Below are 15342 nucleotides of genomic sequence, written 5' to 3'. Positions count from 1 at the left end.
CAACTGATTGGACTGATTGGTCATGAAAAAGACGATATACAGCGCGTTGCTAGCCAGCGCCATGATTTTTTCCTCCTGTGATAAGGAGTACCTGGAAACGGCCCCCACCACGGCCGTAACCGAAGGGGACGTGCTGTCCAGCACCAAGAACGGCATGGCCGCGCTGAACGGTATCCACCGGATAATGTACTTGCAGCACAACGGCAGCCAGAACCAGGGCGGCGAAGGCTCAAATAAGATTATGATGGATGCCCTAGGGGAAGACTGGGTGCAGACAATAGGAACCAGCTGGTGGTCTGGTGAGCACAACTGGATTGCACACCGGAACGCTACCTCGACTACCACCTACAACCATGCCTGGTACTATTTTTATTACCGCATCATCGCCAATGCCAATGTGCTGATTAACGGTATAAGCAATGCCACCGGCCCAGAGGCTGAAAAGCAAATGATCATTGGCGAGGCCTTGGTGTACCGCGCCTGGGCTCATTTTCAGTTGGTACAAGTGTTTGGTGAACGATACGCAGCCGGTGCAACCAACAGCCAGCTAGGCGTGCCGCTGATGACTACCAACACCACGGAAGGCCAGCCGCGCGCTACCGTGGAAGAAGTATATACCCAGATCAACACAGATTTAGATGCAGCTATCGGGATGCTGACCGGCGCGGCCAACCGCCCGGCTAAATCGCACTTCAATGCGGCTGTAGCCAAAGGCATTAAGGCCCGGGTGGCCCTCACCATGCAAAACTGGCCGGTGGCTGCACGATTGGCGCAGGAAGCCATTCAGCAAAGCGGTGCTACCCTCATGAACCGGACGCAGTACACGAGCGGGTTCAACAGCATCGACAACCCGGAATGGCTGTGGGGCAGCAAAATGCAAGCCGACCAGACCAGCTATTTCTACTCCTTCTTCGCTTACATGTCGGCCAACTACAGCTCGACCGTTATCCGGCAGAACCCGAAGAAGATCAACTCGGTGCTCTACAACCAAATCCCGACCACCGATATTCGCAAGGCGCTCTGGGACCCCACCGGCGCCAGCATTCCGGCCCCGGCCACGGGCGTGAAAGCGCCGTACGGGCAGAAGAAGTTTCTGGTAGCAGACCCCAACCTGAGCATCGGGGACGTGCCGCATATGCGCTTAGCCGAGCTGTACTTAATCCAGGCCGAAGCCGAAGCCCGGCAAGGTTTGGCCGCTGCGGCCGGCACTCTGTTTACGCTAGTTAGTGCGCGCGACCCGCAGTATGTGCGGTCCACCCGTACCGGGCAGGCTTTAGTAGACGAAATCCTTTTCCAGCGCCGCATAGAGTTGTGGGGGGAAGGATTCCGGTTCCTGGACTTGAAGCGCACCAACAGTGCGTTGGATAGAACGGGTAAGAACCATATCACGCAATGGGCCTGGATTCTCACCGGCAGCAACTTCCGGGTTGAGGCTGGGGCCAAGGAGTGGCAATTCGTATTCCCGCAGGCTGAACTCAACGTGAACAAAGCCATTGTGCAGAACCCGCTGTAGCAACACATTTTCTGGTGCTTGATACCAGTGGCAACAAAAAGAGCCGCTCCTTTCGAGGAGCGGCTCTTTTTGTTGCCACTGGTTGGTTACTTGATTTGCTTACCCGTGGCGTCTAGCAGCGTCACTTTGCCGGGGGCAAACTTCTTCACTTCCTCGTACTGCGTGGCTTTGTCGCCTACCACCACATAAACCAGCTCGTTCTCCGGCATGTACTTGCCAATGGTAGTTTTGAAATCGGCTACCCCCATCTGCATCAACTGCTGCTGGTCGTCCTCGATGAACTTCGGCGGCTTGTTGAACTTGCTGATCCGGCGCAGAATACCCAGCTTGGCGCCCTGGCTTTCATAAACCAGCGTGTTGCCTTTCAGAATCTTGCTTTTGGCAATGTCCACGTCGGCCTGGCTGAAGGTAGGGCCGTAGGTGGTCAGTAGCTCCCGAATCAGTTGTAGCGAGGCACCAGTGGCGTTGGCCCGCACGCTCGTCGAGACGATGAAGGGAGCTATTTCCTTTTGTTCTTGGACCGTTGAATACGCCCCGTAGGTGTAGCCTTTCTGGATGCGGAGCAGCTGAGTCAGGCGGCCGCTGGCGCCGCTGCCCAATACAGCATTGGCAAACGTAGCCTTACTCAGGTCTGGGTCGGAGCCGGCCAGCGCTAACTTGCCAATGTAGAGCACCGACTGCTTGGCGTCGGGCACATCAATGAAATACACGTTGCCGCCCAACGTTTGGGTGGGAATGGGCTGCTTGGGCATAGTCACTGCTTTGGCAGCCCAAGTGGTTTCCAGCGGCTGCAAGGCGTCGGCTACCTGTTTCTGATTGATGGCACCCACCACGTGAACAGCCGCCCCGGAAGGCGAAATGTTGCGGTTGTAGTACGCCTTCAAATCGTCGAGGGTGATGCCAGCCGTTGTTTCCAGCGTGCCACTGCCTGGGGTACTGAGGATGTGGTTAGGGCCGTACATCAACCGGAGGAAATTCTGGCTGGCTACGGCGGCTGGGTTGGCTTCCTGACCTTTGAGGCTGGTAGCCAACGAGCGTTTCAGGCGGGTGAATTCCGCGGCGTCCCAGCGGGGTTGCAAGAGTATTTCCTGCACCAGTGCCAGAGTAGGAGCAAAGTTGCGGGCCAGGCAGCGCGCCTGCACCCGAAATTCTTCGTTGGTGCTGTTCACCGAAATGCTAGCTCCCAGCAAATCAATGGCTTCTTCTAGCTGCGCTGGGGTTTTCTGGGCCGTGCCCTGCATGAGCAGCTGAGCCAGCAGGGAGGCGGTACCGGCTTTGTCTAGCGGGTCCAGATAGTGGCCGCCGGGGATGGTTACGTCAAACGAAACCAGCGGAATTTCGCGGTTGTCAATGCCGTACACTTTCAGGCCGTTGCCCAAAGAGGCATTCCAGATATCGGGCACTTTAAATAGCGGCGTTTCCAGAAATGGCGGCTCCGACCGGTCGTTTTTGGTTACGGTTTTCTCGAATACGGCTTCCTTGCCTTGGCCCACATCTTCGTTTTGCACACCAGACACTACTTTTTCCTGGTACACCGTGGCTAGTTGCGCGCCTTGCACCACTAGGTTCTGCTGGCCTTTAGGCACCACGCTGGTCATCACATAGGGCTTGCCTTTCAAGTACTGGTTGTACACCCGCATCACGTCTTCGCGGGTTACGGCTTGGGCCAGTTTGGCGGCTTTGGTGATGTAGGCCGGGTCGCCAGCAAACTCGTTGTCGCGGCCCATCTGCAAGGCCTTGCTCAGCACCGATTCCACGCCGGAGTACAGGTCGGTTTCAATTTTGGCTTGGATGCGCTGGAGTTCGGTATCCGAAAAACCCTGGGCTTCAAAACGCTGCAACCCCTCCTGAATGGCACTGTGCACCTGTTGCAAGCTGGTGTTCGGGTTGGCCCGCACCTGCACAATAAATTCGCCAGCCAACTCACTGCTGTACTGATAAGCCCCCACGTTGGGCGCCAGTTTCTGCTCTTCTACAATCACCTTGTAGAGCGGCGAAGTGCGGTTGCCAGCTAGCAGCTGGCTCAGCACCTCCAGCGCATACGTGTCGCGGTGGTACTCCTGAATGCTAGGAAACACCATTTGCAACTGCGGCAAGCGGGCAAAATTGTCTTCCAAGTACAGGGATTTCGTTTCCGTCAGGCCGGCGGGGCGGGGCGGCAGGGGCTTCACCTCCGGACCCTTCTTGATTTCGCCGAACCAACGCTGCACCTTGGCCTTCGTTTCAGCAATATTGATGTCGCCGGCAATTACCAGCGTGGCATTGTTGGGGCCGTAGTACTGGTGGTAAAACTCCTGCACATCGGCCAAGGTAGCGGCCTGCAAATCCGGCAAAGAGCCAATCACCGTCCAGTTGTAGGGGTGGTCGGTGGGGTACAGGTTTTTGCGCAGCACCTCGTTGGTGAAGCCGTAGGGGGCGTTGTCGTAGTTCTGGCGCTTTTCGTTTTTCACCACCTGAATTTCGCGCGCCAACGCTTCCGTGGTCACAGTTTTAATCATGTAGCCGAGCCGGTCGGAGTCAATCCACATGATTTTGTCGAAAGCATCCTTGGGCACCACTTCGTAGTACTGCGTGCCATCGTTCCAGGTGCTGCCATTGCGCTGTCCGCCCCACTCCTCAATCAGCTTACGGTTGGCCCCCACTGGGGCATTCTCCGAGTCGTTGAAAGACATGTGCTCGAAGAAGTGAGCAAAGCCAGTTTTGCCCGGTTTCTCGCGGTTGGAGCCCACGTGCATAATGGTGGCCACCGCCACAATGGGGTCGGAGTGGTCTTCGTGCAGCACCACCTCCAGGCCATTTTCCAGCGTAAACTTTTCGTAGGGTAAGGAAAACGAACCTGCTTTTGCCGCCGTGGGCTGCTGGGTGGTTTTGCAAGAAGATACCGCCCCAAGGGAGGCCGCTGTAAGCAGTAAAGCCGCAAGCTTAGAGGTCTGAAGCATTGTTGTAAGAAAGTAAGTACTAATGGAATAAAAGCAATAGTAGCAGTTTTGCCGCAACACATTCTATATGACCGCCAAGTTAGGCTAGCGTTGCTTCCATGAGCTTGCGCAAACTGCTTACGGCAGCCTGAGAATGCGCCCACTGAAGCTGGTGCTTATTCAGATCAGGTAAGTTGCCTAGCGTGTAATTTCCTTGCTGTTACCTACTTCTAGGTTGGCCTCGCCCTGCCAGCTTCCTGGTCGGATGGTTCTAGCTTAGACTTAACTGAACAATACTTGTTGCCGATGTCGGCCGGGGGCTACGTAGGTGTAGCGTAGTGGCAGGCCGCAGTTCGAACAGATTTGCAACACCAAAGCCAAGCCTAGGCCAACGCTTTCAGCGGAGCTGTCGGGGGATTTGTGAAAACGACTGAACAGGCCCGCTTCCTGCAATGATTCTGCCCGGCCGGTATTCTCCACGGTGAGGGCTTCCGGTGTGAGGCGCACCACCAAGAGCCCTTCCGCCACGTTGTGCCGAATGGCATTAACCAATAAGTTGCTGGTCAGTACTTCCAGCAGGCCGCGGTGAATACGAATGAGTACGCTGGCTGCAATTTCCGTTTCTAGTTGGATGCCGCGGGCTGCCAGCTGAGGGGTGAGCTGATTGAGCTGGGTGCGCACGGTGGCCGCCACATCCACGGTTTCGGCGGGGAAGTACAGGTGGTTATCGAGTTGAGCCAACAACAGCAGGCTTTTGGTGAGGTGAGTGAGCCGCTGCGCCACGCCCATCAGGTTTTCGATATAGCCGGCCTGCTCTTCGGTAAGGCCGGGCGCCTGCACCAGCAAGTCGAGGTTGGTGCGCATGATAGCCAGTGGGGTCTGGATTTCGTGGGCGGCGTTTTCCGTAAATTCTTTCTGATACCGGTACACCCGCTGGTTTTGCCGCAGCAGCAGCTGTACAGCTTCGTGCAACTCCCGAAACTCCCGTACCGGCGTAGTAGGCAGCGTGATGGTTTGGTTGCGGTTGAGTTTGTACTGCTGCAACTGCTCCAGCAACGCGTAGAACGGCTGCCACAGGCGGCGGTTCAGAATCAGTTGCAGCCCAAACATGCCCAGCCCTAGCACGCTGAAAAGCCCCGCCCCCGCCACCACAATGCGCAGCAGCAACGACTGCGTATCCAGCAACGACAACCGGATTTGCAGCTCGTACGGCCGCTTTTGGAACACCACGGGCACCGCCAGCTGCCGGTAGGGCTGCTGCTGGCCGGTCAGCTCATTGAACATGGGCCGGATACTGAACTGGTCGGAGCGGCGGGCGGGCAATGCCCGGAGCGGCACGAACTCCACGTTGTGGTCGAGTTGGTGCCAGTACGCTAAGTCGGCGGGGCTGTGCAGATACAAGCGTAATGCCTTCTGCACCCGCAACTTGCGCCGGCTCAGCGTGCGGTCCACGTAGGCATAGTACAGCTTATGAATCAGCGAGTAATACACAAACGACCCCACACCCGCCACAACGCTGGCATACAGCAAAAAAATCAGCGTGGTGCGGGTCAGGAGTTTCATACAGGCAAGGAAACAAAAGGCTACGCCAAGTCGGTGTCGAAGCGGTAGCCCAGGCCGTACACCATCCGGATATAGTTGGGCGCACCAGCTTCAGTGAGCTTGCGCTTCAGGTTCTTGACGTGCGCGTACACCGTTTCGTAGGTATCAAACTGCTCGGCGGCATCCCCGGAAAGGTGCTCGGCAATGGCACCTTTGCTGATTACCCGGCCCTGATTGGCGAGCAGCAGCAGCAGCAAATCCAACTCGGTACGGGTGAGGTTTAGGGGCTGGCCGCCCAGCGTAGCCACCCGCGCCGCAACGTCTACCATTAACGAGCCGACCTGCACCATATTGGCCCCATTGTAGCGGCGGCGGCGCACAATAGCGGCCACGCGGGCACTAAGCTCGGGCAAGTGAAAGGGCTTGGGCAGGTAATCATCGGCGCCCAGCTGCAAGCCCGCAATCCGGTCGTCCACGGCGTTGCGGGCCGACGTGATGATAACGCCCGCCTCGGGCCGCTGCTGTTTCAGTTCGCGCAGCAGCGCTAGGCCGTCGCCGCCGGGCAGCGTGAGGTCCAGCAGAATACAGTCGTAGTCGTATAGCAGCATTTTTTCCTGCGCCTGATCGAAGGTGGCAGCTAGCTCACACACGAAATGCTGCCCGCGCAGGTAGCTGCCGAGGCCAGCCGCCAACTCGGGCTCATCTTCAACGATCAGTAGTTTCATGAATGAAAGCAGAAAAGGAGGAAGGGGTAAAGGTAAGGCAGTTTCGAGCGCCACTGTAGCGCAAGCAAGCGGATTGCGCGGGTGCTTTGCCAACTAGAAGCGAGTACTGGAAGCACATGAGTGATTCATCACTTTTTGTAGGCGTAGGGTGGGCATCTTCCAAATGTATTCTAAATCCATTGGTAGTATCGCCATACGTTTCGGCGTGCTGCTGCTTTTGCTCCTTTCTTTCCCACCCAATTCTCTGCTTATGCTTTCGTTGCTAGGTTTCCTGATGATCAGTACGTTTATGTACCTGATCATGTCCAAGCGCATGTTTGCCATGACGGCGCTGATCCTCATCCCGATTGTATTTGCGCTGATTGGAGGATTTCGGGCCGAAATCGGGGACATGATGCTGGAAGGAGTCAAGAAGATTGCGCCCACCGGCGTGATGCTCATCTTCGCCATTATGTACTTCGGCATCATGACCGACGCGGGGCTGTTCGACCCCATCGTGGCCAAGATTCTGAAAGTAGTGGGCGGCGACCCGCTGAAAGTGGTTATCGGTACGGCCATCCTGGCTTTGTCCGTCTCGCTCGATGGCGATGGTACCACCACCTATATTATTGTGGTGGCGGCCATGCTGCCGCTGTACCGCCGTCTGCACATGAACCCGCTGGTGCTCACTGCCACCGCGTTTTTGTCGAGCGCCGTGATGAACATTCTGCCCTGGGGCGGCCCCACGGCCCGCGTACTCTCGGCCCTGCACCTGGATAGCTCGCAGGTATTCACGCCCCTGATTCCGGCCATGATTGTAGCGGCGGGTTGGGTGCTGTTCGTAGCCTACATCTTCGGTAAGCGCGAGCGGGCCCGCCTGGGTATCACCGTCATTACCGAAGATGCCACGGCGCTGGTAGCCGAGGCCAACGAAGAAGAGCTCAGCTTGCGCCGCCCCAAGCTGCTATGGCTGAATGCCCTACTCACGCTGGCTTTGTTGGTTGGCCTGTTCATGGATATTGTGCCGCTGCCAGTACTGTTTATGACGGCTTTTGCCCTTGGTATGCTTATCAACTATCCGCGCCTGGGTGAGCAGCGCGGCCGCCTGAACGCTCACGCTGGCAACGCCGTCATTGTGGCCGGGATGGTATTTGCGGCGGGCATTTTCACCGGTATTCTGGCGGGCACCAAAATGGTGGATGCCATGTCCCTGACCATCGTGACGCTGATTCCCGACATGCTCGGGCCGCACTTGCCCGTTTTGACGGGTATTACCAGCGCACCGTTCACCTTCTTCATGAGCAACGATGCTTATTACTTCGGCATTCTGCCGCTGGTGACGAAGGCCGCCAGCCAGTTTGGCGTGAGCGTGGTGGATATGGGCCGGGCTTCGCTGCTGGGGCAGTCGGTGCACTTGCTGAGCCCGTTGGTGCCTTCCACCTACCTACTCGCCGGTTTGGCCGAAGTGGACTTCGGCGACCATCAGCGCTTCACGCTCAAGTGGGCCTGCGGCACGGTCATCGTGATGCTCATTACCTGCCTGGTGCTAGGAGTGGTGCCGCTCTAGCAGGCTGGCGGCTCTCCGGAAGCTTAGTCCGGAAGTGTTTGCCCAATCCTCTGCAATCCAACATTCCACCCGCTGCCCTGCCCAGGACGGCATTTTCTTCGGCTTCTTATGAAACAAACGTTTCTCTTTTTCGCCATGCTCGTGCTGCTGGCTGCTGGACCAGCGTTGGGCCAAAACCGCGGCAAGTACAACAGCTGGCTGCAATACACGGGTACCTACTCGCTCAATCAGCGCTTCGATGTGAACATTGGGGCGCAGTACCGGGCCTACAGCGGCCTCACCGACAAGCGCCTGCTGCTGGGTTTGGCCAACCTGCAATACAACCTCAAGAGCCTGCCTATGTCGGTGGCGGCGGGGTACATGTATTTGCAGCTGCAACCCTACTCCAACCCAGAGCAAACCGAAAAATTCGATAACCGCGAAAACCGACTCTACCAGCAAGTTATTGTAAACAACAAGCTGGGCCGGGCGCGGCTGCTGCACCGCTACCGCATTGAGGAGCGCTGGACTCCCGGCGACTTCCGGCTGCGCTTTCGGTACCTGGCTTCGTTGCGGCTGCCGCTCGGGCCTCGTTCGTTGGAAAACCCAAAGTGGTACGCTACCATCAAAGACGAAATCCGCATCAGCGATGAGCCTAACCCTTTCGACAGCAACCGGGTGTGGGGAGGGGCCGGCTACATCCTCAACAAGCACTTAGGTGGCGAGCTGCTCTGGATGACACAGTTCAACGGCGGCGCCGACCGATCCAATTACGTAGTCTTCATCCTGCGTCACGATTTCGGCTGGTCGTCCGACAAACCAGAGCGCCGCCCGCGCTTCCTGCCGCAGTAAATACCCTACCTCTTCCGCATGAACGAACACCTGCAACAAATCATCGACAACCCGCTGGCCGCGCTGGCTATTGTGGGCAACCTGGTTATCATCGAAAGCCTACTGTCGGTGGACAACGCGGCGGTGCTGGCCACTATGGTTGGCGACTTGCCCAAGGAGCAGCGCCAAAAAGCCCTACGCTACGGCATCATCGGGGCCTACGTGTTTCGGGGATTGTGCATTCTGTTCGCCTCGTTCCTGATTGAGTTCTGGTTTCTCAAGCCTTTAGGCGGCCTCTATTTGCTGTATTTGACCTACGACCATTTCAAGCCGAAAGGCAGTTCCGAAACAGACGAGGAAGGCGTAGACAAGCAGCAAAGCTGGCTATACCGCCGCACGCTGGGTCTGTTCGGAAAATTCTGGGCTACCGTGGCCTTGATTGAGCTGATGGACCTAGCCTTCTCCATCGATAACGTGTTTGCCGTGGTGGCCTTCACCGACAACCTGATTCTGATTTGTTTGGGCGTGTTTATTGGCATTCTGGCTATGCGGCTGGTGGCGCAGGTTTTTGTGGTGATGATGGCCCGCTACCCCTTTCTGGAAACAGCTGCTTTCGTGGTTATTGGCATCCTAGGGCTGAAGCTCTTCTTGTCTTTGTTCGAGCACTACTTTCCCCTGCACCCCGTCAGCCACTTCCTTGGCAGCGAAGCCGCCGATGCTGGCCTTACCGTGCTGACTGTAGCCGTGTTTGCGGTGCCTTTATTCGCGTCGTGGGTGAGGCAGCAAGTAGTCCGGTAGCTGCGAAGAGGATAGATAATTGACTCTTACCCCGGCACCTCGGCCGTCAGAAACTCGACGGCTCGGCGTTCAGAATAATACTCGCCATCAGGCGTGCCTTCCGCAAACCCGACGTGGCCGCCTGCTTGCGGCGTTTCCAGGAAGACGAACTTGCTGCGAGCCGCCACTTCCCGTGGGTAGCAGGTGGGGGCTAGGAATGGGTCGTTTTGGGCGTTGACGAGCAGGGTAGGGATTTGGATGGCGCCAAGGTAGCGGCCGGAAGCGGCGTGCTCGTAATACTCATCGGCCGACTTGAAGCCGTGCATAGGCGCCGTAAACCGGTCGTCGAACTGTGGGAAGTCGCGCAGCAAATCTAGGCCTTCCAAATTCACTTGGCCAGGCAGCAAGGCCGCCTTCTCACGCATCTTACGCCGCAACGATTTCATGAACCGATTCATGTAGACACGGTTTTGAGGCTTAGCAATTTGGTGAGAACTGGCTTTGAGGTCGGTGGGTACTGAAAATACGGCTGCCCGCTGTACTTCCGGTGGTAGCCGGTCGGGGTTTTCGCCGAGGTATTTGAGCGTGACGTTGCCGCCCGCTGAGAAACCCGTGAGATACACCCGCTGATAGCGGCCAGTAGCTAAGGCGTGGCGTACCACAAAATCCAGGTCGTCGGTATCGCCGAGGTGGTAGGAGCGGAGCAGGCGATTCATCTCGCCGCCGCAGCTGCGGTAGTTCCAGGCCAAGGCATCGAACCCGGCCCGGTTGAGGGCCCGCACCATGCCGCGCACGTAGGGCCGCGAGGCGTCGCCTTCCAGCCCGTGCGACACGATGGTCAGCGTAGCAACAGTGCGGTCCTGAAGCCGGGACCAGTCCAAGTCCAGAAAGTCGCCGTCAGGAGTTTCCACCCGCTCCCGCTCGTAATGCACCTCCGGCACCGTGCGCAACAAGCTCGGAACGATGGTTTGCAAGTGGCCGTTGAACAGATAGAACGGTGGCTGGTAACGGGAGTGCGCAACGAGGGGCATGGGAGTTCACAAGTAAAAAGCAACCCTATAAAGCCAGATAAGCCGCAATAAGTTTGCTAGGGCTGCGGCGTATAGGTCCGGGACAGGCAGAATTAAGACGTTGTATCCTACAGCACTGACCTGATAGCCAAACTACCGTATAGGCAAGAAATGTTCTGCGTTTCAACCCTATACCTATGAATACGACGAAAGCTCTTTCCCCATTGCTGCTTGCCGGTACCATGCTGCTCGGCTTCGGGTGCAGTACCACCAACACCACCAGCGACCCGGCCTCTACGGCTACCGCTGGTACTATGCCTGGTCCGGCCGGCAACGTAGGCGATGCCACCACTACCCCCGCCGTAGTTAGCGGCTCGGTTGATGCCCCTACCGGTGATAACACGGCCCCTACTACCGCCATGGAAAGCTTCACGGCTAGCCTACCTACCATGCAGGACCCAGTGTTCTTGTTGACGGCCGGTAGTAGTAACCTGCTAGAAATCCAGACCGCGCAACTCGCATTACAGAAGTCAACTAGCCCAGAGGTGAAGAAATTCGCGCAAATGATGCTCGATCACCACACCAAAACCACTCAAGAACTGAAAGGCGTGGCTGCGCCGCTGAACGTTGCGTTGCCCGAAGTTATGATGCCCATCCACCAGGCTATAGCTGATAAAGTGAAAGCCACGGAAGGCAAGAAGTTCGACGAGACCTATATGGACGCAATGGAAACCGCGCACCAGATGGACGTTGCTATGTTTGAAACCAAAAGCCGCACGGCTACCGACCCAACCGTGAAGGCATTTGCCACTAAAGCACTGCCCATGCTAAAGTCGCATGCCGCCATGGCCACCGAAATTGAAGACAAGGTTGATTAAAGCTTACGATGGGCTAGATTAGAAGCGGGAGGCAAGTATTTGTTATTTCCCGCCAAAACCTTACCTTTGCCAACCCAATTGAAACTGAATTCGAGCAGAAGAACCTTTTTTCTACCCCATGGCAAATCATAAGTCGGCCCTCAAGCGCATCCGTTCCAACGAAGCTAAGCGCGTGCTGAACCGTTACCAGGCTAAATCTACCCGCACTGCTGTTAAGAAACTGCGTGCTACCACCGACGTTACCGCTGCCCAAGAGCTGCTGAAGAAAGTATCGTCGATGCTGGACCGTCTGGCTAAAAAGAACATCATCCATAAGAACAAAGCCGCCAACAACAAGTCGAAGCTGGCTAAGTTCGTGAAGTCGCTGGCTGCCGCTTAAGCAGCAAAAGCTACTTCTGCTCTTTATACAGGAAAGGCCCCGTGCGCAAGCGCGGGGCCTTTTCGTGTTTCGTTTATATCAGTTATATTCTATCTTGCCTGAAACCTATTCTTATTTTCCTTTATATGAAGCACTTGTACCAGTTTCTGCTCCTGAGTTTCTGCCTGAGCTGGCTGCCAGCCCAAGCCCAGAACTGGCGCCCCTTCCGCCCTAACGGCGACGTGCACGCCTTCCGCGGTGCCTCTCCTGATACCATTTTTACCTTGCGGCTAGATTCGGCGGGCGTAACCGGGTCCGATTCGGTGTACTACTTCAACCGCATCATGCGGCGTGCGGGCAACGTTTCGTGGCAGAAGGCTCGTAACAACCAGTTCGGGCAACAGCTGCGCTACAACGCGGCGCGACGGACGTATGCGCTGTTCTGGAATGGGGGATCCAACAATACGTTGCTGCTCGACTATCTGCTTGTATTGAAGCCTTTCGCGCAACTAGGCGAGACGTGGACCAGTGGCTTCACCGACTATGGGGTAGCAACCACGCTAGTTTCGCGCGGAACCATGTTGCTTGATGGCGTGCAGGATTCGGTGGCAACCTTTCGGGCTGGTGCCACTCCGGGCGTGCTAGTGGTGCTGAGCAAGAATAATGGTCTGGTGTCGGGGCCGGCCAACCTGCTCTTTGGTGTTCTGGCCCCCAAGATGCTCACGCTGGCCCGGCGCCCCGTCCCCGCCGGCCTCAGCTACTACAACCCGCTCACTATGCTGGATTTGCAGCCGGGTGATGAGCTAGGATATGAGCAAACGCCCTATACCGCCAGCCCTTTTGCGTGCTTCACTGGTTATACCTTGTATCGAATAATCACGCGGCAGATTACCGCTGATAGTATTGCCTATACCATGCAGGCGCAAGGACGCACTGTGAATACTGGTGCCCCGAGTTGTGGGCCAGCGGGCGTTACGGTTTCGGGCGTATCTGTAGCCCGCATTGCTGCTTCACGCCGGACAGGGGAGTGGCGGGGTAGTTGGGCTTTTAAGCCATTAGGTGCTCTGCTAACATACGCTTACCGTTCGCCGGGCATAACGACAAACGCAAATAGCGTTTTTATGGGTCTGCCAATTGTGCCAGCACGTTACGGAACGACTTGCAGTGGGCCGGCTGCGTTACTATCGGAAGCGCTGTACTCTAGTTTGCCAAGCACTGGCTACAACCCTGGAATAGATGCCTTGGGCTGGCAGCAAGCCGTTGCACAGGCAGTAGGAGTAGTACAGCAGGGTGAACACCACTTAGTGTACAGCCGCCGCACTATCAACGGTACTGTGCAAACCTGCGGTAGCCGCGTAAACTTTGCTACGTTGCTGCCCACCAAAGCCACCCAGCGGGCGGCGATGTTCCAGTTGTATCCCAACCCAACTGCCAGCTCCGTTATGCTCACGCTGCCCGCACCAGCTCGTGCAGGTACTACGGTGTGGGTGTTGGATGCCTTGGGCCGTACCATGGCGCGCCAGCCGCTAACGAGTGGCCAAACTACCGCCGTGCTGCTGCTACCAGGGTTAGCAGCCGGGGTGTACGTGGTAGAAGTACAGACCGCTGGAGAAGCGCCGCAGCGGTTGCGTTTGCAATATCAATAGCTTTCGGTAGCATAAGTGCATAAAAACGCCCGCCTGGATTACCAGACGGGCGTTTATGTACAGCGTAAAATTACGCAAAGCTTAGCGCTGCATAATTTACGCTACGCTCACCTTTACCATATTGGCTTTGCCTTTCTCGTTGATAGGCATAGAGGCAGTATTGATAAATACGTCACCTTTCTGGAGATGGCCCATCGTGGTCAACACGTATTTGATGTCGGAAACGGTGTTGTCGGTGCTCACCATCCGGTCGTAGTAGAAGCCGCGCACGCCCCAAATCAAGCTCAGTGTAGTAAGCAATGGGCGGTTGTCGGTGAAGACGAAGATGTTGGCTTTGGGGCGGTACTTGGCAATCTGGAAGGCCGTGTAGCCGCGGTGCGTCATGGCCGTAATAGCCTTGGCCCCTGTATTCTTGGCCAAGTGGCATGCCGCCGACAACAGGCTGTCTACCATGAAGCTAGGTGCCGTAGGATCAATCGGGAACCAGTGGTTGTAAAGGGTTGGCATACGGGTTTCCACGCTCAAAATAGTAGCTACCATAGAGCGGATTACCTCAGCCGGATAAGCGCCTACCGCCGTTTCAGCTGACAGCATCACGGCATCTGCCCCGTCGATTACAGCATTGGCTACGTCGGAGGTTTCGGCACGGGTCGGGCGCGGGGCCGTAATCATACTTTCCATCATCTGGGTGGCCACAATGACGGGCTTGCCGGCTTTGTTGCACTTCTCCACAATCTGTTTCTGCGCCATCGGCACTTCTTCCATCTTCACTTCCACGCCCAGGTCGCCGCGGGCCACCATTACGGCATCGGTAATGGCAATGATTTCGTCGAGGTTTTTGAGGCCTTCGGGCGTCTCGATTTTGGCAATGACGCGGGTGGATTTGCCGGCTTCGGCAATCAGCGACTTAATGAAGCGAATATCTTCGGCGCGGCGCGCAAACGACAGCGCAATCCAGTCTACGTCGTGCTCCAAGCCAAACTTCAAATCCTCAATGTCTTTTTCTGTCATCGAAGGCGCCGATACCTCGGAGTCGGGCAGGTTAACTCCTTTGCGAGGCTTTACCAGGCCGCCGTATATCACCTCCACGTCCACTTCGGTCTCCCGGTCGGTGGCCAGTACTTTCAACTCAATCTTGCCGTCGTCCAGCAGAATCATGTCGCCGGGCTTTACGTCGCGGGCCAATCCCATGTAGATGGTGCTCAGGCGGGTAGCCGTGCTGATTTCCTTTTCGCCGCACACCAGCTTAATCTTGTCGCCGCGCGTGATTTCCACACCGCCACCTTCTACGTCACCCAGGCGGATTTTGGGGCCCTGCAAATCTTGGAGCAAGCCCACGTTGGTACGCAAATCCTTGTTCAGCCGCCGCACCGTGTTGATAACCGACAGATGATCTTCGTAGGAACCGTGCGAGAAATTGAGGCGAAACACGTCTACCCCTTCGCGGATGAGCATAGCCAGCCGCTCGTAGGTGTTGGATGCGGGGCCCACTGTGGCCACAATCTTGGTTTTATTGAACTGAGCGCGTGATTCCATAAGTGAGTGACGCCAGGCTCCAGCTTGGCGGGTTGTTGAACGAGTGGCAAAGGAGTGCCGGCCCCAGCGGCCGACGGTTCACC

General features: G+C 56.7%; 12 protein-coding genes. 7 read left to right on the top strand and 5 right to left on the bottom strand.

Features of this window, described 5'->3' with window-relative positions; translation table 11 throughout:
• Nucleotides 1-22: 22 nt before the first annotated feature.
• Nucleotides 23-1513 carry a RagB/SusD family nutrient uptake outer membrane protein gene (locus G536_RS0113155; protein ID WP_022824064.1) on the top strand — a complete coding sequence of 497 codons (1491 nt, stop codon included), beginning with the start codon at nt 23-25 and terminating at the stop codon, nt 1511-1513.
• 86 nt (nt 1514-1599) lie between these two features.
• Here G536_RS0113155 and G536_RS0113150 read toward each other — a convergent pair whose 3' ends face one another.
• The 3 genes from G536_RS0113150 to G536_RS0113140 form a co-directional block, all read right to left on the bottom strand.
• Nucleotides 1600-4452: a M16 family metallopeptidase gene (locus G536_RS0113150; RefSeq protein WP_022824063.1), complete on the bottom strand. Its 2853-nt coding sequence runs from the start codon at nt 4450-4452 to the stop codon at nt 1600-1602.
• A gap of 261 nt (nt 4453-4713) precedes the next feature.
• Nucleotides 4714-5994 carry a sensor histidine kinase gene (locus G536_RS0113145; RefSeq protein WP_022824062.1) on the bottom strand — a complete coding sequence of 427 codons (1281 nt, stop codon included), beginning with the start codon at nt 5992-5994 and terminating at the stop codon, nt 4714-4716.
• Between the two features lie 20 nt (nt 5995-6014).
• The gene (locus G536_RS0113140) at nt 6015-6698 is read right to left on the bottom strand and encodes a response regulator transcription factor (protein ID WP_022824061.1); all 684 of its coding nucleotides are present in this window, start codon (nt 6696-6698) and stop codon (nt 6015-6017) included.
• 250 nt (nt 6699-6948) lie between these two features.
• Between G536_RS0113140 and G536_RS0113135 the strand changes: the two genes are divergently transcribed.
• From G536_RS0113135 to G536_RS0113125, 3 genes are all read left to right on the top strand, one after another.
• Nucleotides 6949-8244 carry a CitMHS family transporter gene (locus G536_RS0113135; protein ID WP_022824060.1) on the top strand — a complete coding sequence of 432 codons (1296 nt, stop codon included), beginning with the start codon at nt 6949-6951 and terminating at the stop codon, nt 8242-8244.
• Nucleotides 8245-8352: 108 nt separating this feature from the next.
• Nucleotides 8353-9075, top strand: coding sequence for a DUF2490 domain-containing protein (locus G536_RS0113130; protein WP_022824059.1), 723 nt, complete (start codon nt 8353-8355; stop codon nt 9073-9075).
• An 18-nt stretch (nt 9076-9093) separates the two neighbouring features.
• Nucleotides 9094-9852: a DUF475 domain-containing protein gene (locus G536_RS0113125; protein WP_022824058.1), complete on the top strand. Its 759-nt coding sequence runs from the start codon at nt 9094-9096 to the stop codon at nt 9850-9852.
• Between the two features lie 26 nt (nt 9853-9878).
• Here G536_RS0113125 and G536_RS0113120 read toward each other — a convergent pair whose 3' ends face one another.
• Nucleotides 9879-10862, bottom strand: a complete 984-nt coding sequence (locus G536_RS0113120; protein WP_022824057.1) for a YheT family hydrolase — start codon at nt 10860-10862, stop codon at nt 9879-9881.
• Between the two features lie 176 nt (nt 10863-11038).
• Here G536_RS0113120 and G536_RS30665 point away from each other — a divergent pair, with 176 nt between their 5' ends.
• The 3 genes from G536_RS30665 (at nt 11039) to G536_RS0113105 (ending at nt 13723) form a co-directional block, all read left to right on the top strand.
• A complete protein-coding gene (locus tag G536_RS30665) occupies nt 11039-11719 on the top strand; it encodes a DUF4142 domain-containing protein (protein ID WP_084708610.1) in 681 nt (226 codons plus the stop codon).
• A 118-nt stretch (nt 11720-11837) separates the two neighbouring features.
• On the top strand, nt 11838-12098 hold the full coding sequence (gene rpsT, locus G536_RS0113110; RefSeq protein WP_022824055.1) for a 30S ribosomal protein S20: 261 nt from the start codon (nt 11838-11840) through the stop codon (nt 12096-12098).
• Between the two features lie 125 nt (nt 12099-12223).
• Nucleotides 12224-13723, top strand: a complete 1500-nt coding sequence (locus tag G536_RS0113105) for a T9SS type A sorting domain-containing protein (protein ID WP_022824054.1) — start codon at nt 12224-12226, stop codon at nt 13721-13723.
• Between the two features lie 96 nt (nt 13724-13819).
• Here G536_RS0113105 and pyk read toward each other — a convergent pair whose 3' ends face one another.
• Nucleotides 13820-15259, bottom strand: a complete 1440-nt coding sequence (gene pyk / locus G536_RS0113100; RefSeq protein WP_022824053.1) for a pyruvate kinase — start codon at nt 15257-15259, stop codon at nt 13820-13822.
• Nucleotides 15260-15342 lie beyond the last annotated feature (83 nt).

Origin of the sequence: Hymenobacter norwichensis DSM 15439, assembly GCF_000420705.1 — a bacterium.
Taxonomy (GTDB): Bacteria; Bacteroidota; Bacteroidia; order Cytophagales; family Hymenobacteraceae; genus Hymenobacter; species Hymenobacter norwichensis.
This window is presented reverse-complemented; position numbering and strand designations above follow the sequence as displayed.

Bases quoted from the DNA above. Each gene is read 5' to 3' on its own strand.
- G536_RS0113155 (WP_022824064.1), top strand. From the start codon at position 23: ATGAAAAAGACGATATACAGCGCGTTGCTAGCCAGCGCCATGATTTTT.
- G536_RS0113150 (WP_022824063.1), bottom strand. From the start codon at position 4,452: ATGCTTCAGACCTCTAAGCTTGCGGCTTTACTGCTTACAGCGGCCTCC.
- G536_RS0113145 (WP_022824062.1), bottom strand. From the start codon at position 5,994: ATGAAACTCCTGACCCGCACCACGCTGATTTTTTTGCTGTATGCCAGC.
- G536_RS0113140 (WP_022824061.1), bottom strand. From the start codon at position 6,698: ATGAAACTACTGATCGTTGAAGATGAGCCCGAGTTGGCGGCTGGCCTC.
- G536_RS0113135 (WP_022824060.1), top strand. From the start codon at position 6,949: ATGCTTTCGTTGCTAGGTTTCCTGATGATCAGTACGTTTATGTACCTG.
- G536_RS0113130 (WP_022824059.1), top strand. From the start codon at position 8,353: ATGAAACAAACGTTTCTCTTTTTCGCCATGCTCGTGCTGCTGGCTGCT.
- G536_RS0113125 (WP_022824058.1), top strand. From the start codon at position 9,094: ATGAACGAACACCTGCAACAAATCATCGACAACCCGCTGGCCGCGCTG.
- G536_RS0113120 (WP_022824057.1), bottom strand. From the start codon at position 10,862: ATGCCCCTCGTTGCGCACTCCCGTTACCAGCCACCGTTCTATCTGTTC.
- G536_RS30665 (WP_084708610.1), top strand. From the start codon at position 11,039: ATGAATACGACGAAAGCTCTTTCCCCATTGCTGCTTGCCGGTACCATG.
- rpsT (WP_022824055.1), top strand. From the start codon at position 11,838: ATGGCAAATCATAAGTCGGCCCTCAAGCGCATCCGTTCCAACGAAGCT.
- G536_RS0113105 (WP_022824054.1), top strand. From the start codon at position 12,224: ATGAAGCACTTGTACCAGTTTCTGCTCCTGAGTTTCTGCCTGAGCTGG.
- pyk (WP_022824053.1), bottom strand. From the start codon at position 15,259: ATGGAATCACGCGCTCAGTTCAATAAAACCAAGATTGTGGCCACAGTG.